This window comes from Streptomyces sp. NPDC050564 (assembly GCF_044457265.1).
Lineage (GTDB): Bacteria > Actinomycetota > Actinomycetes > Streptomycetales > Streptomycetaceae > Streptomyces.
This window is the reverse complement of the sequence record NZ_JBITGS010000006.1, coordinates 145,222-171,425: the sequence shown is the minus strand read 5'-3', so window position 1 is coordinate 171,425 and position 26,204 is coordinate 145,222. Positions and strand designations below refer to the sequence as shown.

The following is a 26,204-nucleotide window of genomic DNA, read 5'->3' as shown; positions in this document are numbered from 1 at the left end:
CCCGCCGCGGCAACCCGCCCACCGCCCGCCCGACGTCAGATCTCCCCCAACGTCACCACGACCGTGGTCTCGCTTCCGCCCCGCAAGAACGTCACCTTGGTCTTGTCGCCCGGCTTTTGGGCCGCGAGAGCCTCGGAGAGCGAGATGATCGTGGTGATGTCGCTGTCACCGACCTTGACGATGACGTCACCGGGCCGGATGCCCGCCGTGTCGGCCGCGCCGCCGCTCTTCACCGCGACCACGGCGACGCCCGCGGGCCGGTAGTTGTCGTCGACGACCGTACGGCCCGTGATGTCGAGTGCGGCCCGTCCCGAGTCGGTGACCTTGCCGTCCTTGATGATCTGGTCGGCGATCGTCTTCACCATCGACGCGGGGATGGCGAAGCCGATGCCGGGCGCCGCGCTGCCGCCGAGATTGGGGTCGCTCGCGGCGAGCGTGGGGATGCCGATGACCCGGGCGTCGAGATTGACCAGCGCGCCGCCGCTGTTGCCGGGGTTGATCGCCGCCGAGGTCTGCACCATGTTCCCGATGGTGGCCCCCGTGCCCCCGTCGGTGGTGCCCTCGCTGACGGTGCGCCCGGTCGCCGAGACGATGCCCTGGGTCACGCTGGACGCGAGCCCGAGCGGTGACCCCATCGCCAGCACGATCTGGCCGACCTCGACCTTCGCGGTGTCCCCGATGGCCGCCGCCTTCAGTCCTTCGGGGATCTTGTCCAGCTTGATGACGGCGAGATCCTGCTCCGGGTACGCGTAGACGAGTGTCGCCGTCAGCGTGTCCTCGTTGTTGGCCGTCGTGACCCGGAACTGCTTCTCGTTCCCGACGACGTGCGCGTTGGTGACGATGTGCCCCTTGTCGTCGTACACCACGCCCGACCCCAGATCGTGGCTCGCCTGGATCTGCACCACCGACGGCAGGACTTCCTTGATCACCTTCAGATAGGCGTCCTGGAGGTCATTGGCCACCTGGGGGACAGCGGCCTGCGTCGTCGTCGCACCGTCCTTCCTGGACGACGAGGAGTCCTTGGTGCAGCCGGAGAGAAGGGCGGCCGAACAGGCGAGTACGGTCAGGGACGCAAGGAGCCGGAGGGTGCGAGCGCGGGGCAGGGCAGGCGTACGGGAAGCGTCCATGCCCGAAGTGTCCCTTTCCGGGGGACGGCCCGACCTGCGATGCGCGCCCGAACGGGTCGCTCAGCCACGCACCCCGCACAGGTGCAGCAACGCCGCCACCCGGCGATAGGGATCCGTCCGCCCGGCCCGCTCCTCGGCGGCCAGCAGACTCTCCGCATCCGGCGGAACCGGCGCCCCGTCCGGCGCGGTGTCCGTGAAGACCCGCACCCCGTACCAGGCGTGCAGCGGCGCGCCGATCCCCGCGAGCGTGGACGTCAGCGTGGCGAGCCGATCGGCGCGGACGTCCAGGCCGAGCCGGTTCGTGTACGCGGTCGTGTCGAACGAGGCGAGCGTCGCCGCCCAGTCGCCGGACAGCCCGGGTCGCATGGCCAGCGCGTCGGCGTTGCGCACGAGCAGCGAGAGCAGCCCGCCGGGGGCCAGCATCCGCGCCAGGCCGGCCAGCAGCGCGTCCGGCTCCTCGACGTACATCAGTACGCCGTGGCACAGCACCACGTCGAAGCTGCCCGGCAGGAAGTGGACGCCGGTTTCCCGGCCGTCGCCCTCGATCAGCCGTACGCGTCCCCGGATGCCCTCGGGCTCGGCGGCCAGCGCCTCCCGGGCCACCGCGAGCATCTTCGCGTCCTGCTCCAGGCCGGTCACCTGATGCCCGGCCCGGGCAAGGCGCAGCGCCTGCGTGCCCTGGCCCATCCCGACATCGAGGATCCGCAGCCGCAGGCCCACCGGGAACCGCCCGGCTATCTGCTCGTCGAGCTGCCGGGCCACCAGCTCCTGTCGTACGACATCACGCAGGCCGCCCAGCTTGTTCAGCCAGGCATCCGCCGCGCCCCCGGAGAAAGACGTCGTGCTCAGGGCCGCTCTCCGCGCTTGACCTGCGGCTTGGGAAGCCGGAGTCGACGCATCTGGAGCGTGCGCATCAGCGCGTAGGCGACCGCGCCCTTCTTGGGCTGGTCGGGGAAGCGCGCGTTCAGCTGCTTCTTGAGGCGGATCGCGATACCGATCGAGTCGACCACGATCATCACGATCACCACGAGCCACAGCAGCAGCGCGATGTTCTGCAGCGAACCCACGCGGACCATGCTCAGCACGAGGATGACCACGGCCAGTGGCAGGAAGAACTCGGCGATGCAGAACCGCGAGTCCACGAAGTCGCGCGCGAACTTCCGCACCGGCCCCTTGTCACGCGCGGGCAGATAGCGCTCGTCACCACTGGCCAGCGCCTGACGCTGCCGCTCCATCGCGGCACGGCGATCGTCGCGCTGCCGCTTGGCCGCCTCTTTGCGCGTCGTCGGCGTATTGGCGACGCTGCGGCGCTGGGTCTGGGCCTCACTGCGCTTGGGCGTGGGGCGACCCTTGGGGGCCTGCGGGTCACGGGTCTGCTTGGAGAAGTTCACCGGCGCCTTGTCGGCGGGGGCCTTCTCTTCCTTGGCACGGCTACGGAACACAAAACCCAAGGGTACGGGGTTCGGGGGCATGGACGTCATTCGACTGGGGAACGATCCGGCAACACCGGACGTCTGTAGTGGGACAGAGGGGACGTTGTGCGCGGCTTTGCCGGGTGGCGGGGCCGGGGGACCCCGAGGTCCACCTACTCCCTACGCCGGAGCGGTGCCGTGAGCAGTCGTCCTTGGGGATGAGCGCATCCGTCCCCGAACAGTGCGGTAATGGATGCAGGGCCCGTACTGTGGGTTCTGTTGCAGTACCTGGAGCTGGAGTCCGTCAGAAGGGGGCGCGCGAAGCCCATGAGCGGTGTCATGAAGCGTATGGGGATGATCTTCCGCGCGAAGGCGAACAAGGCCCTTGACCGGGCCGAGGACCCGCGCGAAACCCTCGATTACTCGTACCAGAAGCAGCTGGAGCTGCTGCAGAAGGTGCGCCGCGGTGTCGCGGATGTGGCGACCAGCCGCAAGCGCCTCGAACTGCAGCTGAACCAGCTCCAGAGCCAGTCCTCCAAGCTGGAGGACCAGGGCCGCAAGGCGCTCGCGCTCGGCCGCGAGGACCTGGCCCGTGAGGCGCTGTCGCGCCGGGCCGCCCTCCAGCAGCAGGTCACCGACCTGGAGACGCAGCACCAGACTCTCCAGGGCGAGGAGGAGAAGCTCACCCTCGCGGCCCAGCGTCTGCAGGCCAAGGTCGACGCCTTCCGTACCAAGAAGGAGACGATCAAGGCGACGTACACGGCGGCCCAGGCGCAGACCCGCATCGGCGAGGCGTTCTCCGGCATCTCCGAGGAGATGGGCGACGTCGGCATGGCCATCCAGCGTGCCGAGGACAAGACCGCGCAGCTCCAGGCGCGCGCCGGCGCCATCGACGAGCTGCTCGCCTCCGGCGCCCTCGACGACCAGTCCGGTATGGCCAAGGACGACATCCAGGCCGAGCTGGACCGGCTCTCCGGTGGTACGGATGTAGAGCTGGAGCTGCAGCGCATGAAGGCGGAGCTGGCCGGTGGGTCCTCGCCGCAGCAGGCGATCGAGGGCGGTACGGGGCAGTCGCAGTCCCCGTCGCAGCCGCAGGACACTCCGCGCTTCGACAAGCAGTGAGTGAGTGACCGACTGATCGGGGCCCACGCCTGAGGAGGGCGACATGATCGTACGGATCATGGGGGAGGGGCAGGTGAGGCTGGACGACGGCCACCTCACCGAACTGAACAAACTGGACGACGAGCTGCTCGCCGAGATGGAGAGCGGCGACGAGCCCGGTTTCCGCCGCACGCTGAGCGCGCTCCTGGAATCGGTACGCCGCCTCGGCGCTCCGCTTCCCGACGACGCGCTGGAGCCCTCGGAACTGATCCTCCCGTCCCCGGACGCGACCCTCGAAGAGGTCCGCGAAATGCTGAGCGACGAGGGCCTGATCCCCGGCTGACGGGTCTCCCGCGCCTCTCATCAGGGGCGCGGGGAACCACGCAATCTTTCAGGGGGTCTGGGGGCGGCAGCCCCCAGGGACGGGAACGGGCAGGGGCGGACGGGGCGACATCACGCTCGGTGGTCCCCGGTAGCACCCGTTCCAAGCCCCGCACGGTCCCCGTACCGTAAACGGAGTGAGCACCCTAGAGCGCACGAGGGACTGGCTGCGCGTCCACCCCCTCGCCCTGGACGCCGCCCTGGCCGCAGGCGTCCTCGCCAGCATGGTCGCCGGCTCCTTCGTCGACCCGCACGGCGAGAACGGCGCGACCTGGGGCGCCCGCACCCCGAACGCCCTCAGCATCGCCCTGATGGTGCTCGGCGCCGCGGCCCTGGTCTTCCGCCGCAGCGCCCCGATGACGGTCCTCGCGGCCACGGGCGCCGTCTCCCTGGTGGAGCTGGTCACCGGCGACCCCAGGGCCCCGGTGGCGATGTCCGCCGTCGTCGCCCTCTACACCGTCGCGTCGGCCACCGACCGCCCCACGACCTGGCGCGTCGGACTGGTCACGATGACCGCCCTGACGGCGGTCGCGATGCTCGCGGGACCGATGCCCTGGTACGCCCAGGAGAACCTCGGCATCTTCGCCTGGACCGGCATGGCCGCCGCCGCGGGCGACGCCGTACGCAGCCGGCGCGCCTTCGTGCACGCCATCCGCGAGCGCGCCGAGCGCGCCGAACGCACCCGTGAGGAGGAGGCCCGCCGCCGCGTCGCCGAGGAGCGGCTGCGGATCGCTCGCGATCTGCACGACGTCGTCGCCCATCACATCGCCCTGGTGAACGTCCAGGCGGGCGTCGCCGCGCATGTCATGGACAAGCGGCCGGACCAGGCCAAGGAAGCCCTCGCGCACGTCCGCGAGGCCAGTCGCTCCGCCCTCAACGAACTCCGCGCCACCGTGGGCCTGCTGCGCCAGTCCGGCGACCCCGAGGCCCCCACCGAACCCGCCCCCGGCCTCGCCCGGCTCGACGAACTCGCCGACACCTTCCGCAACGCCGGCCTCCCCGTCGAAGTCGCCCGCTGCGACCACGGCACCACCCTCCCCGCCGCCGTCGACCTCGCCGCGTACCGCGTCATACAGGAAGCCCTCACCAATGTGCAGAAGCACGCGGGAGCGGAGGCGAAGGCCGAGGTCAGCGTCGTACGCGTAGGACCGAATGTGGAGGTCACGGTCCTCGACAACGGGCCCGGGCAGGCCGACGGGCCACAAGAGGGTGGCGGGCACGGGCTGCTCGGCATGCGGGAGCGGGTCACCGCGCTCGGCGGCAGCTGCACGGCCGGTCCCCGATACGGAGGCGGCTTCCGGGTCCATGCGATCCTTCCGGTCAAGAACCGCACGCCTGCCCTGGGGGACTCCGTATGACCATCCGTGTCCTGCTCGCCGACGACCAGGCGCTGCTGCGCAGCGCCTTCCGTGTGCTCGTCGACTCGGAGCCCGACATGGAGGTCGTCGGCGAGGCGTCCGACGGCGCGGAGGCGGTGCGGCTGACGCGGGACGAACGCGCCGACGTCGTGCTCATGGACATCCGGATGCCGGGGACCGACGGGCTCGCCGCCACACGGCTGATCACCGCCGACCCGGGGCTCGCCCATGTGCGGGTGGTCATGCTGACGACCTTCGAGGTCGACGAGTACGTGGTGCAGTCGCTGCGGGCCGGCGCGTCCGGGTTCCTCGGGAAGGGCGCCGAGCCGGAAGAGCTGTTGAACGCGATCCGGATCGCCGCCGGTGGCGAGGCGCTGCTGTCGCCGGCGGCCACCAAGGGGCTGATCGCCAAGTTCCTCGCACAGGGCGACGGTTCGGAGGAGGAGCGGGATCCGGCCCGCGCCGAGCGGCTCGACGCGCTCACCGGGCGCGAGCGCGAAGTGCTCGTCCAGGTCGCGGGCGGGCACTCCAACGACGAGATCGCCGAGCGCCTCGAAGTCAGCCCGCTGACGGTGAAGACGCACGTCAACCGGGCCATGGCGAAACTCGGCGCGCGCGACCGGGCGCAACTGGTCGTCATCGCGTACGAGTCCGGGCTGGTCCGTCCAAGGGTGGACTGAGCTCCACCTGGGCGTACTGCGCCTGGAGTAGGAGCCGTATAAGGAAATGGACTCAGGGGCGACGGATCGGGCCTTTTCCATGGCTCAGGGTGTGACGTGGGGGGCTCAGATGTGCTCGCCCTCTTGCTCCACGTTCCGCTCAAGCCACAGAAGAGAGACCCGCCACCCATGTCCTGGCTGTCCAGATTCAGCCTCGCGCAACGGGCCCTCATAGGGCTGATCTCGATCATCGCGATCGCCTTCGGAGCGATCGCGATCCCCCAGCTCAAGCAGCAGCTGCTGCCCACCATCGAACTGCCCATGGTGTCCGTGCTCGCGCCGTACCAGGGCGCGTCTCCCGACGTGGTGGAAAAGCAGGTCGTCGAGCCCATCGAGGACACCCTCGAAGCCGTCGACGGCATCACCGGTGTCACGTCCAAGGCCAGTGAGGGCAACGCCGTGATCATGGCGTCCTTCGACTACGGCAACGACACCAAGCAGCTCGTCGCCGACGTCCAGCAGGCCGTCAACCGCGCCCGTGTGCAGCTCCCGGACGACGTCGACCCGCAGGTCATCGCCGGTTCGACGGACGACATGCCGACCGTCGTCCTCGCCGTCACCTCGGACAAGGACCAGCAGGCCCTCTCCGACCAGCTCGACCGGACCGTCGTGCCCGACCTGAAGGACATCGACGGTGTCGGCCAGGTGACGGTCGACGGCGTACGCGACCTCCAGGTCACCGTCACGCCCGACGACAAGAAGATGGCGAAGGCCGGCCTCACCTCCGCCGCGCTCGGCCAGGCCCTCCAGGCGGGCGGCGCGACCGTCCCGGCCGGCTCCTTCGACGAGGACGGCAGCAACCGCACCGTCCAGGTCGGCGGCGGCTTCACCTCCCTGAAGCAGATCCAGGACCTGAGGGTCACGGGAGCCCAGGGGAAGAAGCCGGTGCGCCTCGGTGACGTCGCCGGCGTCAGGCAGGAGCAGTCCACGGCGGACTCCATCACGCGGACGGACGGCCGCCCGAGCCTCGCCGTCAACGTCACCATGGACCACGACGGCAGCGCGGTCGCCATCTCCGACGCGGTCAAGGACAAGCTGCCCGCCATGCGCAAGGACCTGGGGGCCGGAGCGACGATCACCGTCGTCAGCGACCAGGGGCCGGCCGTGTCGAAGTCCATCGACGGCCTGACCACGGAGGGCGCGCTGGGTCTGCTCTTCGCGGTCCTGATCATCCTGGTCTTCCTGGCGTCGATCCGCTCCACGCTGGTCACGGCGGTCTCGATCCCGCTGTCGGTGGTCCTGGCCCTGATCGTGCTGTGGACCCGCGACCTGTCGCTCAACATGCTCACGCTCGGCGCGCTCACCATCGCCATCGGCCGCGTCGTCGACGACTCGATCGTCGTCCTGGAGAACATCAAGCGGCACCTCGGCTACGGCGAGGAGCGCGAGGAGGCGATCCTCAAGGCGGTCCGCGAGGTCGCGGGCGCGGTCACGTCCTCGACCTTGACGACGGTCGCGGTGTTCCTCCCGATCGGCCTGACCGGCGGCATGGTCGGCGAGCTGTTCGGCTCCTTCAGCCTGACGGTCACGGCGGCGCTGCTCGCCTCGCTGCTCGTCTCGCTGACGGTCGTGCCCGTTCTGTCGTACTGGTTCCTGCGGGCCCCCAAGGGCACCCCGGCCGATGCGGACGAGGCCCGGCGCAAGGCGGAGGAGAAGGAGGCGCGCAGCCGGCTGCAGCGCTTCTACGTTCCCGTCCTGCGCTTCGCGACCCGGCGCCGGCTGACGAGCGTGCTGATCGCGGTCGCGATCCTCGTCGGCACGTTCGGCATGGCGCCTCTGCTGAAGACGAACTTCTTCGACCAGGGCGACCAGGAAGTCCTCACCGTCAAGCAGGAGTTGAAGCCGGGCACCAGCCTGGCGGCGACCGACGCGCAGGCGAAGAAGGTCGAAAAGCTGCTGGACGGCGTCAAGGGCGTCAAGGACTACCAGGTCACGGTCGGTTCCTCCGGTTTCATGGCCGCCTTCGGCGGCAGCACGGCCACCAACCAGGCCTCGTACCAGGTCATGCTGGACGACTCGGCGTCGTACGACGACGTCCAGAGCCGCATCGAGGACGGCCTCGGCAAGCTCTCCGGGATCGGTACGACCACGGTCTCGGCCGGAGACGGGTTCGGCAACCAGGACCTGAGCGTCGTCGTGAAGGCGGCCGACGCGGGCGTGCTGCGCAAGGCGGCCGATCAGGTCCGTGACGAGGTCGCCGAGCTGGACAACGTCACGGACGTGATCAGCGACCTGGCGCAGAGCGTGCCGCGCATCTCGGTCAAGGCCGACTCCAAGGCCGCGGCGGCCGGTTTCAACGACACGACGCTCGGCGCGGCCGTGGCCGAGGCGGTCCGCGGCACCACCAGCGGCAAGGCGATCCTGGACGACACCGAGCGGGACGTCGTCATCAAGTCGGCGAAGCCGGCGAAGACGCTGGACCAGTTGAAGAACCTCCGGCTCGGTGCCGTGAAGCTCGGTGACATCGCGGACGTGAAGCTGGTCGACGGTCCGGTCTCGATGACCCGGATCGACGGTCAGCGGGCCGCCACGATCACGGCGAAGCCGACCGGCGACAACACCGGTGCGGTCAGCGCCGACCTCACCTCCAAGCTGAAGGCGCTGAAGCTCCCCGCGGGGGCCACGGCGGAGATCGGCGGGGTGTCCCAGGACCAGGACGACGCGTTCGCCTCCCTGGGGCTGGCGATGCTGGCGGCGATCGCGATCGTCTTCATGCTGCTGGTCGCGACCTTCCGCTCGCTGCTGCAGCCGCTGATCCTGCTCGTCTCGATCCCCTTCGCGGCGACGGGCGCGATCGGCCTGCTGGTGGCCACCGGTACCCCGATGGGTGTTCCGGCGATGATCGGCATGCTGATGCTCATCGGCATCGTGGTGACGAACGCGATCGTGCTGATCGACCTGATCAACCAGTACCGACGACAGGGCTACGGCACGGTCGAGGCGGTCATCGAGGGCGGCCGCCACCGGCTGCGCCCGATCCTCATGACGGCCCTGGCGACCATCTTCGCCCTGCTCCCCATGGCGTTGGGCGTCACCGGGGAGGGCGGCTTCATCGCCCAGCCGCTGGCCGTGGTCGTCATCGGCGGCCTGATCACGTCGACCCTGCTGACGCTGCTGCTGGTACCGACGCTGTACACGGTGATCGAACTCCGCAAGGAGCGCCGGGCGAAGAAGAAGGCGGCGAAGCGGGCGGCGAAGGCGGGGGTCCCGTCTTCGCCGACGGAGGCGGAGGAACCGGAACCGGCGGGGGTCTAGGCAGCGGATCGGGCGCGGGGCCGGCTGCTTCTCGCCGGCCCGTCGCCGCCCACCCCCGCCCGATGGGCTCAGGCCCGCGCCACAAGCACCGAGGGCCTGCCCGCACGATCGTGCGGGCAGGCCCTCGGCGTTGCTGGGGCCAGGGGTCACGCAGTGTCCCGGAGTTCTCCGAAGGGCGGGTGGGTGCGGACAAGCCCGGGCGCGCAGCGGCCGGGGGCCACGCACCCACGCACGACCGAAGCCGCCCTGCGGCGTGGGCGCCGAGGCGTACACAGGCGATGGGGCGCCCCTCGGCAAGAGGGGCACCCCATCGGCGTACGCACAGCCCGAGCGTTACGGCAGTGCCAGCATCCGCTCCAGCGCCAGCTTCGCGAACTGCTCCGTCTCGCGGTCCACCTCGATGCGGTTGACCAGGTTGCCCTCGGCGAGCGACTCCAGGGTCCACACCAGGTGCGGCAGGTCGATGCGGTTCATCGTCGAGCAGAAGCACACCGTCTTGTCGAGGAAGACGATCTCCTTGTCCTCGGGCGCGAAACGGTTCGCGAGCCGCCGGACGAGATTCAGCTCCGTGCCGATCGCCCACTTCGAGCCGGCCGGAGCCGCCTCCAGGGCCTTGATGATGTACTCCGTGGACCCCACGTAGTCCGCCGCCGCGACGACCTCGTGCTTGCACTCGGGGTGGACGAGGACGTTCACACCGGGGATCCGCTCGCGGACGTCGTTCACCGAGTCCAGCGAGAAACGGCCGTGGACCGAGCAGTGACCCCGCCACAGGATCATCTTCGCGTCCCGCAACTGCTCCGCCGTCAGCCCGCCGTTCGGCTTGTGCGGGTTGTAGACGACGCAGTCGTCGAGGGACATGCCCATGTCGCGGACAGCCGTGTTGCGACCCAGGTGCTGGTCGGGCAGGAAGAGCACCTTCGAGCCCTGCTCGAAGGCCCACTCAAGAGCCCGCTGGGCGTTCGACGACGTGCAGATCGTGCCCCCGTGCTTGCCCGTGAACGCCTTGATGTCCGCGGACGAGTTCATGTACGAGACGGGCACGACCTGCTCGGCCACCCCGGCCTCGGTGAGCACGTCCCAGCACTCGGCGACCTGCTCGGCGGTGGCCATGTCGGCCATCGAGCAGCCCGCGGCGAGGTCCGGCAGCACGACCTTCTGGTCGTCGCTCGTCAGGATGTCCGCCGACTCCGCCATGAAGTGCACACCGCAGAACACGATGTACTCGGCCTCCGGGCGCGCGGCCGCGTCCCGGGCCAGCTTGAAGGAGTCGCCCGTGACGTCCGCGAACTGGATGACCTCGTCGCGCTGGTAGTGGTGGCCGAGCACGAAGACCTTGTCCCCGAGCTTCTCCTTGGCCGCGCGGGCGCGCTCCACCAGGTCCGGGTCGGACGGAGAGGGCAGGTCGCCGGGGCACTCGACGCCCCGCTCGCTCCTCGGGTCGGCCTCGCGGCCGAGCAGCAGCAGGGCGAGGGGCGTCGGCTGTACGTCGAGCTCCTGGGTCTGGGCGGTGGTCACGACACGCACCCTTTCTGTTCTGCGGCTCGCCGGGCTCGTAGGGAGCGGGCCCGGCGGAACGATGCCTTTTCGTCGAATTGACGCTATCTATCATAACCGCTTCATGTCACGTTGACGATGTCCATAGCGTCGATGTGACGTGAATCCCGGTCGCCGCTACGGCAGGTGACATACGTATGTCGGCCGGGTTGTCCGTGGGCTTGTCCACAGGTCGGTGTTCGCGTCCGGGCGCATGTGCGAGCATGAAGTGAGAAGGCAAAGACAAGCGCTCGGCCCGGAATGAATCCGCGGCCCCGCCGGTTGCAACCGTCGGCAAGCAGTCTCCGTACAACCCGGGAGAGAAGCAGATGTCCGTATCGGACGAGACCACCACCGTGAGCGACGGCATCATCCTGTCCGACGCCGCCGCGGCCAAGGTCAAGGCCCTGCTCGACCAGGAAGGCCGCGACGATCTGGCACTGCGCGTCGCCGTTCAGCCCGGCGGCTGCTCCGGCCTGCGCTACCAGCTCTTCTTCGACGAGCGCTCCCTCGACGGCGATGTCGTCAAGGACTTCGGTGGCGTCAAGGTCGTCACCGACCGTATGAGCGCCCCGTACCTGGGCGGCGCGTCCATCGACTTCGTGGACACCATCGAGAAGCAGGGCTTCACGATCGACAACCCGAACGCGACGGGCTCCTGCGCCTGCGGCGACTCCTTCAGCTAAGCCCCCGGCTCACCGCCGCCGAGCCCGCGGCGCACGGCTGAGCACGGCCGGCTGGGCGCATACGGCTGAACGCATACGAAGGCGGCGTCCCCCTCCGACAGGGACGCCGCCTTCGCGTATCCGGAGCACCGGCCGCTACTGGGGCTGCGTCGCCTTCTGGGCCGCCGACGGTGGCTGCACCGAGGCGCCGGGCACCTTCCCCTCGGGGATCTCCTTGCCGTCCGAGCCCACGACCTTGCGGTCACCGAGCGGCTTGTCCAGATGGACGGTCTTCTCGTAGATCTTGGCGATCAGGATGCAGATCCTGTCCGGCCAGGGCTTCTCGGTCACCGTGACGGTCACCTTGTCCGAGCTCTCGCTCGCCGAGGCCGAGTAGTCCGCGCACACTCCGCCCGTGAAACCGACCGTCAGGTCCTGCCCGTCGACGGTGTAGCCCTGCACCTTGACGTTGCGCGAGGTCGGCGCCGCAGTCGGCTCGTCGCCCGGCGCGGTCGGCGTGGGGCTCGGCTGGGCGGTCGGCTGCCCGGGGGCCGTCGGTGCGGTCAGATACCGCGGGTCGATGGCCGGATGCGTCACCGTGAAGCTGTCGTCCGCCCCCTGCGTCCGCACCTCGAACAGCCAGGACGGCACCAGCGTCTGCCGCCCGTTCGCGTAGTGCGTCGCCAGGCCGAAGGTGGCCTTCTCGACGGTCACTGCCTGAGGGGCCGGCGTCACCGTCGAGTGCTCGCAAGGCATCTCGTCGCGGTCCTTCAGCGGTACGGGGCTGGCACAGCCGCCGATGCCCTTGCGTCCACCGCCCGACGCGGACGCCGACCCGTTCATCAGGTCCAGCGTCTTGCGCGCACTGATGACGGGGTACGTGTCCCCCTTCACCGGCGCCTTCAACTGGCCGCTGCCGCTGAAGACCTTGCCCTCGGAGTTGACCTGGAGACCGGTGGTCCAGCCGTAGGTCGGCAGCCCGCCGACCACCGGGTCCGCGTTCACCACGCGTACCCGGTCGTCGTTCATGAGCTGGCCCGCGTCCAGCTTCGCGTCGTCCTGGCCGACCGCCTTCAATACGGGAGCGGCCGCCTTCTTGGCCTCCTCCTCGCTCACCGCCCCGGGGCGCAGTCCCGCCAGGCCGCCGGACCCGACGGGGACGCAGCGCTTGCCCTTGGGGCAGTTGTCGGTCCCCGGCAGATACGAGCTGAAGGTCCAGGTGCCGGGCGCGTTCACGCTCACCCGCAGATTCGGTTCCGAACCGTCCTTCGTGGAACCGACGGTCCAGCCGTCGCCGACCAGCCTCGGCGCGCCCGCCAGGCCGAGGGCCTTCGCCAGCCGGGCCACCTCGGCCTTCGTCACCTCGCCCTTCGCCCAGTACACGGGCGCCGAGTCCGGGCCGCCCGGCAGCTTGCCGTCCGCCTGGTAGGTCGCGCCGTACGGGTTGGGCTCGCCGGGCGCGATGCCGTTCGTGCCGCCCGTGGCGCTCGTGGTGCCCTCGGAGTAGCCGTCGAGGGCGAGCGGCGGGGGAGTGCCGTGGCTGCCGGGGGCCCCCGAGCCGCTGCGGCCGTTCCCGCCGGACGCCGTGGCCGCGAAGTACGCCCCGCCGCCCCCGACCAGCAGGACCGCGGCCGCGACCGAGGCGATGACCACCGGGGAATGCCGACGGCGCGGTGCGGTCGGCTCGGCGCCCTCGGAGGGACCCTCGCCCGGACCCTCGGCAGGACCCACGGCGGCACCCTCGACGGGCTCGCTCGCGTCGTTGTCGGGTCGCTCGGTGCTCACCGCATCGCTCCTTCGGCTTCACTGCTGTCCCATGACCCGGCCCTGTCACACAGGGGCGCTGAGGGTCGTATACCGCATCCCCTTTACGGGGGACAGCGATGGGACGCAGCGGGGGAGCGCGCGGTTCCCTGCGGGCGCTCGCCGAATTCCCCCGTTCGGCGCCGCCCGTTCGGCCGTACGGGGATCAGTCGCCGTAGTCGGACATCGCGTCCAGCAGCCGTGCGGACGTGGGCGGCACGGTCACCCCGTGGATGCGTGACGGAGACACCGGGTGGGAAGTGACCTTGGCGGGAGCCGACCAGTGCGGGGCCATCCGGGCGCAGTCGCCGCGCAGCGACGCCAGATCGCCTTCGAGGTCGAGCGGAGCGGAGCCGTGGACCTTGAGGTTCGTCATACCGGAACCGTATGCACCGTTGCCCTTACGAAGAAAGATCTACTATCGGGTAGTTTTGCCCGCTTCAGCGGGCCCGTGCGGACCGGGTAGCGTGAACTGTCAATCCCCTCCCCTCGCAGGAGCGTGTCCTAGCCGTGCGTATCGCAGTCACCGGCTCCATCGCCACCGACCACCTCATGACCTTCCCCGGCCGTTTCGCCGACCAGCTGGTCGCGGATCAGCTGCACACGGTCTCCCTCTCCTTCCTGGTCGACAACCTCGACGTGCGCCGGGGCGGGGTCGGCGCGAACATCGCCTTCGGAATGGGTCAGCTCGGCACCCGGCCGATCCTGGTCGGGGCGGCGGGTTCCGACTTCGACGACTACCGCGCGTGGCTGGACCGCCACGGCGTCGACACGGACTCGGTCCGCATCTCCGAGGTGCTGCACACCGCGCGCTTCGTGTGCACCACCGACGCCGACCACAATCAGATCGGCTCGTTCTACACGGGCGCGATGAGCGAGGCCCGTCTCATCGAGCTGAAGGCCGTCGCCGACCGGGTCGGCGGCCTCGACCTGGTCCTGATCGGCGCGGACGACCCCGAGGCGATGCTTCGCCACACCGAGGAGTGCCGCTCCCGCACGATTCCCTTCGCCGCCGACTTCTCGCAGCAGATCGCCCGGATGAACGGCGACGAGATCCGGATACTGCTGGACGGAGCGACGTACCTCTTCTCGAACGAGTACGAGAAGGGGCTCATCGAGTCCAAGACCGGCTGGACGGACGAGGAGATCCTGGGCAAGGTCGGGCACCGTGTGACGACCCTCGGCGCGCAGGGCGTGCGCATCGAACAGGCGGGCGAGGAGCCCATCGAGGTCGGCTGCCCGGAGGAGGAGCGCAAGGCCGACCCCACGGGCGTCGGCGACGCGTTCCGCGCGGGCTTCCTCTCCGGCCTCGCCTGGGGCGTCCCGCTGGAGCGCGCCGCCCAGGTCGGCTGCATGCTCGCCACGCTGGTCATCGAGACGGTCGGCACCCAGGAGTACCAGCTCCGCCGCGCCCACTTCATGGACCGCTTCACCAAGGCGTACGGCCATGACGCCGCCGCCGAGGTCCAGGCTCACCTGGCCTGATCCACTGGCCCACCCGCGAGGAAGGGGGGCCTCGGCACCCCTTCACTCCGGGCCCGCCCAAGGCCTCCCTTTCGGATCACGCCCGGGCCGCGGCAGTTGTGAGGCGTCGCAGCCCCGAGCCGGCGTGATCAATACACCGAGGCCGGCCGCCGCACCACGTAACACCTAGGCCAGCCGCCGCACCACGTAGGCCGTCCCCTTCTCCGCCGACTCCTCACCCACGTACTCCTGCCCCCGCATCTCGCACCACGCGGGGATGTCGAGCCGGGCCGCCTCGTCGTCGGAGAGGACGCGTACGGTCCCGCCCACCGGCACATCCCCGATGACCTTCGCCAGCTCGATCACCGGGATCGGGCACCGCTTGCCCAGCGCGTCCACGACGAGGGTGTCCAGGGCCGCGGACGTCGTCGTCGGTGCCGCCGGGGCCCCCAGCTTCTCGCGGACCGCCAGGACGGCACCGGGCAGGACCGACAGGAAGCGGTCGACGTCCTCCGCCGCCGTGCCCGGCGGCAGCGACACACGGACGTTGCCCTCGCTCAGGACACCCATGGCCTTCAGTACATGGCTGGGCGTCAGCGTGCTGCTGGTGCAGGACGAACCGGAGGAGACCGAGAAGCCGGCGCGGTCCAGTTCGTGCAGCAGTGTCTCTCCATCGACATAGAGACAGGAGAAGGTGACGATCCCCGGCAGCCGGTGGACCGCGTCGCCGACCACCTCCACGTCCGGGACAAGTTCGGGGACTCGCCCGCGGATCCGCTCCGTCAGTTCCCGCAGTCGCCCGGCCTGAGCGGCCGCCTCGGCGCGTACGGCGCGCAGCGAGGCCGCCGCTGCCACCACGCCGGGGATGTTCTCGAACCCGGCCGCTCTTCCCGACTCCCGCTCGTCCGGGGGGCCTTGAGGAGAGAACCGGGTCCCCTTCCGTACGGCGAGCAGTCCGACGCCCGAAGGCCCACCCCATTTATGGGCACTTGCCGTCAACAGGGACCAGTCGCCCTCGACGCGCGCCCAGCCCAGCGACTGCGCGGCGTCGACCAGCAGTGGCACCCCCACCGCCCGGCATGCCTCGGCCACCGCGGCCACCGGCTGCTCCGTACCCACCTCGTGGTTGGCGGACTGCAGGCAGGCCAGAGCGGTGTCGGGGCGCAGGGCGTCCGCGTACGCGGACGGGGACACCCGGCCCGCACGGTCGACCGGGATCCCGGTCACCGACCCCCCCGCCGCCTTGTGAACGTCTGCCGAATGGAGCACCGACGAATGTTCGACCGCTGACACGATCAGGTGGCGTCCGACGCGGCGGCGGCCGGCCAGCGCGCCCTCGATCCCGGTGTGCACCGCCCGCGTACCGGAGGAGGTGAAGACCAGCTCGTCCGGGCGACACCCCACCGCCTCGGCCGCCGCCTCACGCGCCGCGTCGAGCAGCAGCCGCGCTCGCCGTCCCTCCCGGTACAGGCGGGCGGGATCGGCCCACCCCTCGTCGAGCGACGCCTGCAGGGCCTGCCGGGCGACGGGGTGGAGGGGGGCAGCGGAAGCAGCATCGAAGTAGGCCACACCTCAACGCTAAGTCCTCCGGCAAGGAGAGCTCCCCCGAGGGGCGCGGGGAGCGGCGCGATCAGCCACAGGCGACCCGCGGTCGCCGACAGGCCTGGTCGACCGGGCTGCGAGGCGTCCGAACCCCCCGTCAGAAAGCCCCCCGGAGCCGGGCATCCCACCCCTTCGGGGTGACCCGCGGCGCGTTGGGCACCCTCCCCGCGCGACCCCAAATAGCGTCCAGTAGGGTTTGGTCCGCATAAACATCCAAACCCCTGCCCGTGTGCCAGGGCGGCGAGCGACCAGCGAGAAGGCCGTAGCCAACCAGCGCGGGCGAGACTCTCGGGAAGGCGCTACGTGAGTCCCAACGGCTCCGACCGCTCGCCGCGGCGCCCGATGCGGCGGAAGCTGCTGCAGGCAATGACTGCGGGCCTGGTCCTGGCGACAGCCACCGGTTGCTCGTACAACTGGGAAGACTTCCCCCGCCTTGGTATGCCCACCCCGGCCACGGAAGAGGCTCCGCGGATCCTCTCCCTGTGGCAGGGGTCCTGGGCGGCGGCGCTCGCCGTAGGCGTGCTGGTGTGGGGCCTGATCCTGTGGAGCGCCATGTTCCACCGGCGCAGCCGCACCAAGGTCGAAGTTCCTCCGCAGACCCGGTACAACATGCCCATCGAGGCGCTGTACACCGTGGTCCCGCTCATCATCGTCTCGGTGCTGTTCTACTTCACCGCCCGCGACGAGTCGAAGCTCCTCAGCCTCTCCCCGAAGCCCGACGTCACGGTCAACGTGGTCGGCTTCCAGTGGAGCTGGGGCTTCAACTACATCGCGGACGTTCCCGGTTCCACCGGGAACGCGAAGACCGACAAGAACCTGGCCGCCATTCCGGACCGGTTCAAGGCGGACTTCCCGGCGAACGCCGGCGGTGTCTACGACGTCGGCACGCCCGGCACGCGGAACCCGCAGACCAACAACCCCGGCCCGACCCTCTGGCTCCCCAAGGGCAAGACGGTCCGCTTCGTTCTCACTTCGCGTGACGTCATCCACTCCTTCTGGGTGGTGCCGTTCCTCATGAAGCAGGACGTCATCCCGGGCCACACCAACTCCTTCCAGGTGACCCCCAACAAGGAGGGCACCTTCCTGGGCAAGTGCGCCGAACTCTGCGGCGTCGACCACTCCCGGATGCTCTTCAACGTGAAGGTCGTCTCCCCCGAGCGCTACGAGGCCCACCTCAAGGAGCTCGCGGCGAAGGGTCAGACCGGTTACGTCCCGGCCGGCATTGAGCAGACGGGCCACGAGAAGAACCGGGAGACGAACAACCTGTGAGCATCCTCAACGAACCCCAGGGTGCCGCCGAAGACTCGTACGAGAACGAGCTGCCGGTACGGCGCAAGCAGCCCGGCAACGTCGTGATCAAGTGGCTCACCACCACTGACCACAAGACGATCGGCACGCTGTATCTGGTCACGTCGTTCGCGTTCTTCTGCATCGGCGGCGTCATGGCGCTGCTCATGCGCGCCGAGCTCGCCCGGCCTGGTCTGCAGATCATGTCGAACGAGCAGTTCAACCAGGCGTTCACGATGCACGGCACGATCATGCTGCTGATGTTCGCGACGCCGCTGTTCGCCGGTTTCGCGAACTGGATCATGCCGCTGCAGATCGGCGCGCCCGACGTGGCGTTCCCGCGGCTGAACATGTTCGCCTACTGGCTCTACCTGTTCGGCTCGCTCATCGCGGTCGGTGGCTTCCTCACCCCGCAGGGCGCGGCCGACTTCGGCTGGTTCGCCTACAGCCCGCTGTCGGACGCGGTCCGCTCGCCGGGCATCGGCGCCGACATGTGGATCATGGGTCTGGCCTTCTCCGGCTTCGGCACGATCCTCGGCTCGGTCAACTTCATCACCACGATCATCTGCATGCGTGCTCCCGGCATGACGATGTTCCGCATGCCGATCTTCGTGTGGAACGTGCTGCTGACCGGTGTGCTGGTCCTGCTGGCCTTCCCGGTCCTCGCGGCCGCGCTGTTCGCCCTGGAGGCGGACCGCAAGTTCGGTGCCCACGTCTTCGACGCGGCAAATGGCGGAGCCTTGCTCTGGCAACACCTCTTCTGGTTCTTCGGCCATCCAGAGGTGTACATCATCGCTCTACCATTCTTCGGAATCATTTCCGAAGTGATCCCAGTGTTCTCACGCAAGCCGATGTTCGGCTACATGGGCCTCATCGCCGCCACCATCTCCATCGCCGGTCTGTCCGTGACCGTGTGGGCCCACCACATGTACGTCACCGGTGGTGTGTTGCTGCCGTTCTTCTCCTTCATGACGTTCCTCATCGCCGTGCCAACGGGCGTGAAGTTCTTCAACTGGATCGGAACGATGTGGAAGGGGTCCTTGAGTTTCGAGACCCCGATGCTCTGGGCCACCGGCTTCCTGATCACCTTCACGTTCGGTGGTCTGACCGGTGTCATCCTGGCCTCGCCGCCGATGGACTTCCACGTCTCGGACTCGTACTTCGTGGTGGCGCACTTCCACTACGTGGTCTTCGGCACCGTGGTGTTCGCGATGTTCTCCGGCTTCCACTTCTGGTGGCCGAAGATGACGGGCAAGATGCTCGACGAGCGTCTCGGCAAGATCACCTTCTGGACGCTGTTCGTGGGCTTCCACGGCACGTTCCTCGTGCAGCACTGGCTGGGCGCGGAGGGCATGCCGCGTCGGTACGCGGACTATCTCGCGGCCGACGGCTTCACCGCGCTGAACACGATCTCGACGATCAGCTCGTTCCTGCTCGGCCTGTCGATCCTGCCGTTCCTCTACAACGTGTGGAAGACGGCCAAGTACGGCAAGCCGGTCGGCGTCGACGACCCGTGGGGCTACGGCCGTTCGCTGGAGTGGGCCACCTCGTGCCCGCCGCCGCGGCACAACTTCCTCACCCTGCCGCGGATTCGCAGTGAATCCCCGGCGTTCGACCTGCACCACCCGGAGATCGCCGCTCTCGACCAGCTCGAGAACGCCGGTCACGGCACGTCGGCTCTGTCTGGTGGCAAGGAGGCCGGCAAGTGAAGGTCCAAGGCAAGATGTTCATCTGGCTGGCCGTCTTCATCCTCGTCATGGCGATCGTCTATGGCGTGTGGTCGAAGGAGCCGGCCGGCACCACGGCGCTCTTCCTGGCCTTCGGCCTGAGCATGATGATCGGCTACTACCTGGCCTTCACGGCCCGGCGGGTCGACGCGCTGGCGCAGGACAACAAGGACGCGGACGTCGCGGACGAGGCCGGCGAGGTGGGCTTCTTCAGCCCGCACAGCTGGCAGCCGCTCGCGCTCGGCGTCGGCGGGGCGCTCGCCTTCCTGGGCGTCGTCTTCGGGTGGTGGCTGCTCTACTTCTCGGCCCCGATCATCCTGATCGGCCTGTGGGGCTGGGTCTTCGAGTACTACCACGGTGAGAGCCGCACGCAGTAGCTCGCGCCACCCGAGAGCCCGGACACTCCGCCAGGAGTGTCCGGGCTCCGTCGTTAGCCGCACGTCATGTACCCCACACGGGTCACTCGCCGTGCTGTAGTTGACGGTCGTTCTTAGCGTGGGACCATGAACCACTCACCGCGCATCCGCACGGTCGTCAGCTGCACCACGCTGGTGGTCGCCCTCGGCGTGGGCGTCATCGCCTGCAGCGCCGACGACCACCCGCTCTCGGCGAAGCCGTACGACGCGGCGGGACAGATCTCCTTCAACGGCAGCAGCGGCAACAAGAAGGTCGACCCCGACAAGCCCCTGGAAATCATCGCCCTGACCGAAGACGGGCGTATCACCGACGTCACGGTCACGGACGCCTCGGGCCGCTATGTGGTGGGCGAACTCGCCGCCGACGGGAGCCGCTGGCACAGCACCTCTCCGCTGGCCGCAGGGGCCCACTACACGGTGCGCGTGAGCACCGAGGACGGAAGTGGCGCCCCCGGCCGCAAGGTCCTCGACTTCGAGACCACCACACCCAAGACGAAGAAGCAGTTGGACGTGAAGTTCGGGCCCGAGGCGGGCAAGTACGGCGTCGGTCAGCCCGTCACCGCCGAACTCAGCGTCCCCGTGAAGGACAAGGCCGCCCGCACGATCGTCGAACGCGCCCTCAGGGTCGACTCGGTGCCCGCCGCGGAGGGCGCCTGGCACTGGGTGGACGACAAGACGCTGCACTACCGCCCCAAGGACTACTGGCCCACGAACGCCACCATCCAGGCACACAGCAACCTCGCGGGCATCAGGATCGCCGACCACCTCTGGGGCGGCAACGCCAAGTCACTGCAGCTCACCACGGGCGATCGCCTCATCGCCGTCACGGATGCCTCCGCGCACTCCATGACGGTCTACCGCAACGGCCAGGCGATCAAGACGATCCCCGTCACCACCGGCAAGCCCGGCTTCGAGACCCGCAACGGCGTCAAGGTCATCCTGGAGAAGCAGTACTTCGTACGGATGCGCGGGACCACCGTCGGCATCGCCGAGGGCAGCGCCGACTCCTACGACCTGCCCGTGTACTACGCGACCCGTGTCACCTGGAGCGGCGAGTACGTGCACGCGGCGCCCTGGTCCGTGGGCGAACAGGGGTATGCCAACGTCAGCCACGGCTGCACCGGGATGAGCACCGGCAACGCCGAGTGGTTCTTCAACAACGTGCGCCAGGGCGACATCGTGAAGGTCCAGAACTCCAACGGCGCCACGATGGCCCCGTTCGACAACGGTTTCGGCGACTGGAACCTCAACTGGAAGACCTGGCGCCAGGGCAGCGCCCTGGTGGGCGGGACTCCCGACGGCCCGGCCCCGCAGGACAGGGCCAGACTGCGTCCCGAGTCAGTGTGAGGCAGGCACGCGCCACCGCGCCCCGTCAGGGGCGCGGTGCGCTGCGCGACAAGCCACCGACGGCCGGCAGTCGCCCGAGCACCCGACCATCCGAGCTCTCAGGCGCCGAGAAGAGCCTTGCGCCGCAGCAGAGAGGCCAGAGCGGCGGCGAACTCGACAGGGTCCACCGGAAGCGTCACCGCCGCATCCGCACGGCTCCACGTGGCCAGCCAGGCGTCCTGGGGCCGACCGATGAGCACCAGCACGGGCGGGCAGTTGAAGATCTCGTCCTTGATCTGCCGGCACACCCCCATGCCGCCCATGGGCACTGCCTCGCCGTCCAGCACACAGACGTCGATCCCGCCCTTGTCCAGCTCCTTGATGACGGCGCCGGGAGTCGCGCACTCGATGAACTCGACGGAGGGAACGTCCGGAGCGGGCCTGCGCCCGGTCGCCAGCCGCACCTGTTCGCGGGTGTTGGAGTCGTCGCTGTAGACGAGCACCGTGGCGGTCGGCTGCATTGTTCCTCCGCGTCTTTGGTCGGGAACCACTGGTACCGATGGCGCGGATGCTACTCCCTTGAACACCTCGTCAACACCGGTTCGGACAGGCCTTCGATGGGCCATACGGGCTGGACACACCCCGTCAACACTCCGAACGGCACCCCCCGGGGTGAGGGCGGGATAAGCGACCGACATAATGTCGGTCGTGGCGACAGCAACGACAGTAGAAACCGGGCACGCGCACCCGTCGGTCAATCGGCCGAACCTCACCAGCGTCGGAACCATCATCTGGTTGAGTTCCGAGCTGATGTTCTTCGCGGCCCTCTTCGCGATGTACTTCACCCTGCGATCGGTGACCGGGCCGGATCACTGGAAGGAAATGGCGTCCAGCCTGAACCTCCCGTTCTCGGCGACGAACACCACGATCCTGGTGCTCTCCTCCCTGACCTGCCAGCTCGGCGTCTTCGCTGCCGAGCGCGGGGATGTGAAGAAGCTCCGGATGTGGTTCATCGTCACCTTCATCATGGGTGCGATCTTCATCGGCGGTCAGGTCTTCGAGTACACCGAACTGGTCAAGAAGGACGGGCTCTCGCTCTCCTCCGACCCGTACGGCTCGGTGTTCTACCTGACCACCGGCTTCCACGGACTGCATGTGACGGGCGGCCTCATCGCCTTCCTGTTCGTCCTCGGCCGCACCTACGCGGCCCGGAGGTTCACCCATGAGCAGGCGACCGCCGCCATCGTCGTGTCCTACTACTGGCACTTCGTCGATGTGGTCTGGATCGGCCTCTTCGCCACGATCTACCTGATCAAGTAATCGGGCGCACCGCCCGAAACATCCAGAAGCACCGACGCAGAAGATCCTGACACCGGGGTAATCCGTGAAAAAGCTCTCCGCACGACGACGCCATCCGCTGGCGGCGGTCGTCGTCCTACTCCTCGCGCTGGCGGCCACCGGGGGGCTGTACGCCGCGTTCGCACCCGCGAGCAAGGCGCAGGCCGACGAAACCGCCCAGTCCCTCGCCATCGACGAGGGCCAGAAGCTCTACGCCGTCGGCTGCGCCAGCTGCCACGGCACCGGCGGTCAGGGCACCACTGACGGTCCGAGCCTCGTGGGCGTCGGCGCCGCCGCGGTCGACTTCCAGGTCGGCACCGGCCGAATGCCGGCTCAGCAGCCGGGCGTGCAGATCCCGAAGAAGAAGGTCATCTACTCGCAGGCCGAGATCGACCAGCTCGCGGCGTACATCGCCTCGCTCGGCGCCGGTCCCACGATCCCGACGAAGAGCCAGGTCAGCCCCGAGGGCGCGGACATCGCCAAGGGTGGCGAACTCTTCCGCACCAACTGCGCGCAGTGCCACAACTTCACCGGCAAGGGCGGTGCGTTGACGCACGGCAAGTTCGCGCCGAGCCTGGAGGGTGTCGACCCGAAGCACATCTACGAGGCCATGCAGACCGGCCCGCAGAACATGCCGTCCTTCCCCGACACCACGCTGTCGTCGAAGAACAAGCAGGACATCATCGCGTACCTCGACGCGGTCAACGGTGACGACACCGAGAGCCCCGGCGGCCTCGAACTGGGCGGCCTCGGGCCGGTCAGTGAAGGCCTGTTCGGCTGGATCTTCGGTCTCGGCACCCTGGTCGCCGTCGCCGTCTGGGTCGCCGCTCGGACCGCAAAGGCCAAGAAGTCATGAGTAGCCAAGAGATTCCAGAAGAGAACGTGCCCGCTGAGCGGGCCACCGACGAGCACGGTCACGCGGTAGCCGTCGCGGACGAGACGAACCCGTTCGCGGACCCGGGACTGCCGCCCCACGAGCACCGTGTCCAGGACATCGACGAGCGGGCCGCCAAGCGGTCCGAGCGCATGGTCGCCATGCTGTTCACGCTGTCGATGCTGGCCACCGTCGCCTTCATCGCCTCGTATGTGGCGATCCCCAATGACAAGTCGATCTACGTCTTCCCGATCGGGCACATCAGCGCGCTGAACTTCGCGCTGGGTCTGACCCTCGGTGTGGCGCTGTTCTCGATCGGCGCGGGCGCGGTCCACTGGGCCCGCACCCTGATGTCCGACATGGAGATCGCCGACGAGCGTCACCCGATCGAGGCGGAGCCCGAGGTCAAGGCCAAGGTGCTGGCCGACTTCAAGCAGGGCGCCAAGGAGTCCGCGCTCGGCCGCCGCAAGCTGATCCGCAACACGATGTTCGGCGCGCTGGCCCTGTTCCCGCTCTCCGGCGTCATGCTGCTGCGCGACCTCGGTCCGCTGCCCGGCACGAAGCTGCGGCACACGCTCTGGTCCAAGGGCAAGCTGCTCGTCAACATGAACACCAACGAGCCGCTGCGTCCCTCGGACGTCGCCGTCGGGTCGCTCACCTTCGTCAAGCCCGAAGGCCTGGAGGAGCACGACGAGGACTTCCAGCAGGAGATCGCCAAGGCGGCCCTGATGATCGTCCGGCTGCAGCCGGACAACATCAAGGACAAGCAGGAACTCGAGTGGTCCTACGAGGGGATCGTGGCCTACTCGAAGATCTGCACCCACGTCGGTTGCCCGATCTCCCTGTACGAGCAGCAGACGCACCACGTCCTCTGCCCGTGCCACCAGTCCACCTTCGACCTCTCCGACGGTGCCCGAGTCATCTTCGGCCCGGCCGGTCACGCCCTGCCGCAGCTGCGCATCGGTGTGAACGACGAGGGCTACCTCGAGGCGCTCGGCGACTTCGATGAGCCCGTCGGTCCTGCATTCTGGGAGCGCGGATGAGCACTGCGACCACCTCCGACTCGCGCTCGCGCGAGAAGGCACCCGCCGGTGAGCGGGTAGCCGACTGGGCCGACGGCCGCCTCGGGATCTACTCCCTGGCCAAGTCCAACATGCGCAAGATCTTCCCCGACCACTGGTCGTTCATGTTGGGTGAGGTCTGCCTCTACAGCTTCATCATCATCATCCTCACGGGTGTGTACCTGACGCTGTTCTTCCACCCGTCGATGAACGAGGTGACGTACAACGGCAGCTATGTCCCGCTCCAGGGACAGCTGATGTCGGAGGCGTTCAACTCGACCATGCACATCTCTTTCGATGTGCGCGGTGGTCTGCTGATCCGGCAGATCCACCACTGGGCGGCGCTGATCTTCCTCGCCGGCATGTTCGTGCACATGATGCGTGTGTTCTTCACGGGTGCGTTCCGCAAGCCCCGTGAGGTCAACTGGGTGTTCGGCTTCCTGCTGTTCGTCCTGGGCATGTTCACCGGCTTCACCGGTTACTCGCTCCCGGACGACCTGCTCTCCGGCACCGGTGTCCGCTTCATGGAGGGCGCGGTCCTGTCCGTGCCGATCGTGGGCACGTACCTGTCGTTCTTCCTCTTCGGCGGCCAGTTCCCGGGCGGCGACTTCGTGGCCCGCTTCTACTCGGTGCATGTGCTGCTGCTGCCGGGCATCATGCTCGGCCTGGTGGTCGGACACCTGATCCTGGTCTTCTACCACAAGCACACGCAGTTCGCGGGCCCGGGAAAGACGAACAACAACGTCGTCGGCATGCCGCTGCTGCCGGTCTACATGGCCAAGGCCGGAGGCTTCTTCTTCCTGGTCTTCGGTGTCATCGCGGCCATCGCGGCGATCGCCTCGATCAACCCGATCTGGTCCCTGGGCCCCTACCGTCCGGACCAGGTCTCCACGGGCGCCCAGCCGGACTGGTACATGGGCTTCTCCGAGGGCCTGATCCGTGTCATGCCGGGCTGGGAGATCAACCTCTGGGGTCACACGCTCGTCCTGGGCGTGTTCATCCCGCTGGTGATCTTCCCGCTGGTCCTGGTCGCGATCGCGGTCTACCCGTTCATCGAGTCCTGGGTCACCGGCGACAAGCGCGAGCACCACATCCTGGACCGCCCGCGCAACGTCCCGACCCGGACCGCGTTCGGTGCCGCCTGGATCAGCTGGTACTTCGTCCTGCTCGTCGGTGGCGGCAACGACCTCTGGGCCACGCACTTCCACCTGGCGATCAACTCGATCACCTGGTTCGTCCGGATCGCGTTCTTCGTCGTGCCGGTGCTCACGTTCATCGCCACCAAGCGGATCTGCCTCGGTCTCCAGCGCCGTGACCGGGACAAGGTGCTGCACGGCCGCGAGTCGGGCATCATCAAGCGCCTGCCGCACGGTGAGTTCATCGAGGTGCACGAGCCGCTCAGCCAGGACGCGCTGCACACCCTCACCGCGCACGAGCAGTACAAGCCGGCCGAGATCGGCCCGACGGTCGACGAGAACGGTGTCGAGCGCAAGGTGCCGGGCACGCAGCGGCTGCGCGCCAAGCTCAGCAAGGGCTACTACGGGGAGGACAACCAGATCCCCAAGCCCACGGTCGAGGAGTACAAGGAGATCACGAGCGGCCACGGCCACCACTGATCTGCTGACCGATCCTTATTGATCGCCACGGGAAGAGCCCTCGTCCATTGCCTGGACGGGGGCTCTTTGCCGTGCTCCGGGCTGGATAGGGTGTTCCCATCTACAGGAGTCCCTTTCCGGGACGGACCCAGGAGCG

General features: G+C 68.8%; 23 protein-coding genes. 15 read left to right on the top strand and 8 right to left on the bottom strand.

Annotated elements, in window-relative coordinates; translation table 11 throughout:
* Window positions 1-35: 35 nt before the first annotated feature.
* The 3 genes from ACIBK0_RS11930 to ACIBK0_RS11920 form a co-directional block, all read right to left on the bottom strand.
* A complete protein-coding gene (locus ACIBK0_RS11930; RefSeq protein WP_399078333.1) occupies window positions 36-1,127 on the bottom strand; it encodes a S1C family serine protease in 1,092 nt (363 codons plus the stop codon).
* 60 nt (window positions 1,128-1,187) lie between these two features.
* Entirely contained in the window at window positions 1,188-1,889 is a 702-nt protein-coding gene (locus ACIBK0_RS11925; protein WP_399078331.1) for a class I SAM-dependent methyltransferase, read from the bottom strand.
* An 83-nt stretch (window positions 1,890-1,972) separates the two neighbouring features.
* Window positions 1,973-2,599 (bottom strand): DUF3043 domain-containing protein, encoded by a 627-nt coding sequence (locus ACIBK0_RS11920; RefSeq protein ID WP_399078329.1) that lies wholly within the window; start codon window positions 2,597-2,599, stop codon window positions 1,973-1,975.
* A gap of 267 nt (window positions 2,600-2,866) precedes the next feature.
* Here ACIBK0_RS11920 and ACIBK0_RS11915 point away from each other — a divergent pair, with 267 nt between their 5' ends.
* The 5 genes from ACIBK0_RS11915 to ACIBK0_RS11895 all read left to right on the top strand — a co-directional run bounded on the left by ACIBK0_RS11915 (window position 2,867) and on the right by ACIBK0_RS11895 (window position 9,353).
* A complete protein-coding gene (locus ACIBK0_RS11915) occupies window positions 2,867-3,661 on the top strand; it encodes a PspA/IM30 family protein (RefSeq protein ID WP_399078689.1) in 795 nt (264 codons plus the stop codon).
* 43 nt (window positions 3,662-3,704) lie between these two features.
* On the top strand, window positions 3,705-3,983 hold the full coding sequence (locus ACIBK0_RS11910; protein ID WP_399078327.1) for a hypothetical protein: 279 nt from the start codon (window positions 3,705-3,707) through the stop codon (window positions 3,981-3,983).
* 175 nt (window positions 3,984-4,158) lie between these two features.
* Complete coding sequence (locus tag ACIBK0_RS11905; protein WP_399078325.1) at window positions 4,159-5,379, top strand: sensor histidine kinase; 1,221 nt, start codon at window positions 4,159-4,161, stop codon at window positions 5,377-5,379.
* Window positions 5,376-6,059, top strand: a complete 684-nt coding sequence (locus ACIBK0_RS11900; protein WP_399078323.1) for a response regulator — start codon at window positions 5,376-5,378, stop codon at window positions 6,057-6,059. Before ACIBK0_RS11905 ends, ACIBK0_RS11900 begins: the two co-directional genes overlap by 4 nt.
* Before the next feature lie 168 nt (window positions 6,060-6,227).
* Complete coding sequence (locus ACIBK0_RS11895; RefSeq protein WP_399078321.1) at window positions 6,228-9,353, top strand: efflux RND transporter permease subunit; 3,126 nt, start codon at window positions 6,228-6,230, stop codon at window positions 9,351-9,353.
* A gap of 333 nt (window positions 9,354-9,686) precedes the next feature.
* Here ACIBK0_RS11895 and nadA read toward each other — a convergent pair whose 3' ends face one another.
* Window positions 9,687-10,871, bottom strand: a complete 1,185-nt coding sequence (gene nadA / locus ACIBK0_RS11890) for a quinolinate synthase NadA (protein ID WP_399078319.1) — start codon at window positions 10,869-10,871, stop codon at window positions 9,687-9,689.
* 347 nt (window positions 10,872-11,218) lie between these two features.
* Between nadA and ACIBK0_RS11885 the strand changes: the two genes are divergently transcribed.
* Window positions 11,219-11,575: an iron-sulfur cluster assembly accessory protein gene (locus ACIBK0_RS11885; RefSeq protein ID WP_028805207.1), complete on the top strand. Its 357-nt coding sequence runs from the start codon at window positions 11,219-11,221 to the stop codon at window positions 11,573-11,575.
* A 135-nt stretch (window positions 11,576-11,710) separates the two neighbouring features.
* On the opposite strand, the gene ACIBK0_RS11880 is transcribed toward ACIBK0_RS11885, so the two are convergent.
* Complete coding sequence (locus tag ACIBK0_RS11880; RefSeq protein ID WP_399078317.1) at window positions 11,711-13,339, bottom strand: hypothetical protein; 1,629 nt, start codon at window positions 13,337-13,339, stop codon at window positions 11,711-11,713.
* 184 nt (window positions 13,340-13,523) lie between these two features.
* On the bottom strand, window positions 13,524-13,733 hold the full coding sequence (locus tag ACIBK0_RS11875; RefSeq protein WP_399078315.1) for a hypothetical protein: 210 nt from the start codon (window positions 13,731-13,733) through the stop codon (window positions 13,524-13,526).
* A gap of 134 nt (window positions 13,734-13,867) precedes the next feature.
* On the opposite strand from ACIBK0_RS11875, the gene ACIBK0_RS11870 reads away from it, so the two are divergent.
* The gene (locus tag ACIBK0_RS11870; protein WP_399078313.1) at window positions 13,868-14,842 is read left to right on the top strand and encodes a carbohydrate kinase family protein; all 975 of its coding nucleotides are present in this window, start codon (window positions 13,868-13,870) and stop codon (window positions 14,840-14,842) included.
* 165 nt (window positions 14,843-15,007) lie between these two features.
* Here the strand turns inward: ACIBK0_RS11870 and ACIBK0_RS11865 are convergent, their stop codons facing one another.
* Window positions 15,008-16,390, bottom strand: a complete 1,383-nt coding sequence (locus ACIBK0_RS11865; protein ID WP_399078311.1) for a cysteine desulfurase/sulfurtransferase TusA family protein — start codon at window positions 16,388-16,390, stop codon at window positions 15,008-15,010.
* Between the two features lie 336 nt (window positions 16,391-16,726).
* Between ACIBK0_RS11865 and coxB the strand changes: the two genes are divergently transcribed.
* The 4 genes from coxB (at window position 16,727) to ACIBK0_RS11845 (ending at window position 21,200) form a co-directional block, all read left to right on the top strand.
* On the top strand, window positions 16,727-17,692 hold the full coding sequence (gene coxB / locus ACIBK0_RS11860; protein WP_399078309.1) for a cytochrome c oxidase subunit II: 966 nt from the start codon (window positions 16,727-16,729) through the stop codon (window positions 17,690-17,692).
* On the top strand, window positions 17,689-19,419 hold the full coding sequence (gene ctaD / locus ACIBK0_RS11855; RefSeq protein WP_399078307.1) for a cytochrome c oxidase subunit I: 1,731 nt from the start codon (window positions 17,689-17,691) through the stop codon (window positions 19,417-19,419). Before coxB ends, ctaD begins: the two co-directional genes overlap by 4 nt.
* Complete coding sequence (locus tag ACIBK0_RS11850; RefSeq protein ID WP_399078305.1) at window positions 19,416-19,814, top strand: cytochrome c oxidase subunit 4; 399 nt, start codon at window positions 19,416-19,418, stop codon at window positions 19,812-19,814. Before ctaD ends, ACIBK0_RS11850 begins: the two co-directional genes overlap by 4 nt.
* A gap of 126 nt (window positions 19,815-19,940) precedes the next feature.
* Complete coding sequence (locus ACIBK0_RS11845) at window positions 19,941-21,200, top strand: Ig-like domain-containing protein (RefSeq protein WP_399078304.1); 1,260 nt, start codon at window positions 19,941-19,943, stop codon at window positions 21,198-21,200.
* 98 nt (window positions 21,201-21,298) lie between these two features.
* Here ACIBK0_RS11845 and ACIBK0_RS11840 read toward each other — a convergent pair whose 3' ends face one another.
* On the bottom strand, window positions 21,299-21,700 hold the full coding sequence (locus tag ACIBK0_RS11840) for a hypothetical protein (protein ID WP_399078302.1): 402 nt from the start codon (window positions 21,698-21,700) through the stop codon (window positions 21,299-21,301).
* A gap of 178 nt (window positions 21,701-21,878) precedes the next feature.
* On the opposite strand from ACIBK0_RS11840, the gene ACIBK0_RS11835 reads away from it, so the two are divergent.
* The 4 genes from ACIBK0_RS11835 to ACIBK0_RS11820 all read left to right on the top strand — a co-directional run bounded on the left by ACIBK0_RS11835 (window position 21,879) and on the right by ACIBK0_RS11820 (window position 26,068).
* Entirely contained in the window at window positions 21,879-22,499 is a 621-nt protein-coding gene (locus ACIBK0_RS11835; RefSeq protein WP_399078300.1) for a heme-copper oxidase subunit III, read from the top strand.
* A gap of 64 nt (window positions 22,500-22,563) precedes the next feature.
* Window positions 22,564-23,373: a c-type cytochrome gene (locus tag ACIBK0_RS11830; RefSeq protein WP_399078298.1), complete on the top strand. Its 810-nt coding sequence runs from the start codon at window positions 22,564-22,566 to the stop codon at window positions 23,371-23,373.
* Window positions 23,370-24,434, top strand: a complete 1,065-nt coding sequence (locus ACIBK0_RS11825; protein ID WP_399078296.1) for a Rieske 2Fe-2S domain-containing protein — start codon at window positions 23,370-23,372, stop codon at window positions 24,432-24,434. Before ACIBK0_RS11830 ends, ACIBK0_RS11825 begins: the two co-directional genes overlap by 4 nt.
* Window positions 24,431-26,068: a cytochrome bc complex cytochrome b subunit gene (locus ACIBK0_RS11820; protein WP_399078294.1), complete on the top strand. Its 1,638-nt coding sequence runs from the start codon at window positions 24,431-24,433 to the stop codon at window positions 26,066-26,068. Before ACIBK0_RS11825 ends, ACIBK0_RS11820 begins: the two co-directional genes overlap by 4 nt.
* The last annotated feature ends 136 nt before the right edge of the window (window positions 26,069-26,204 follow it).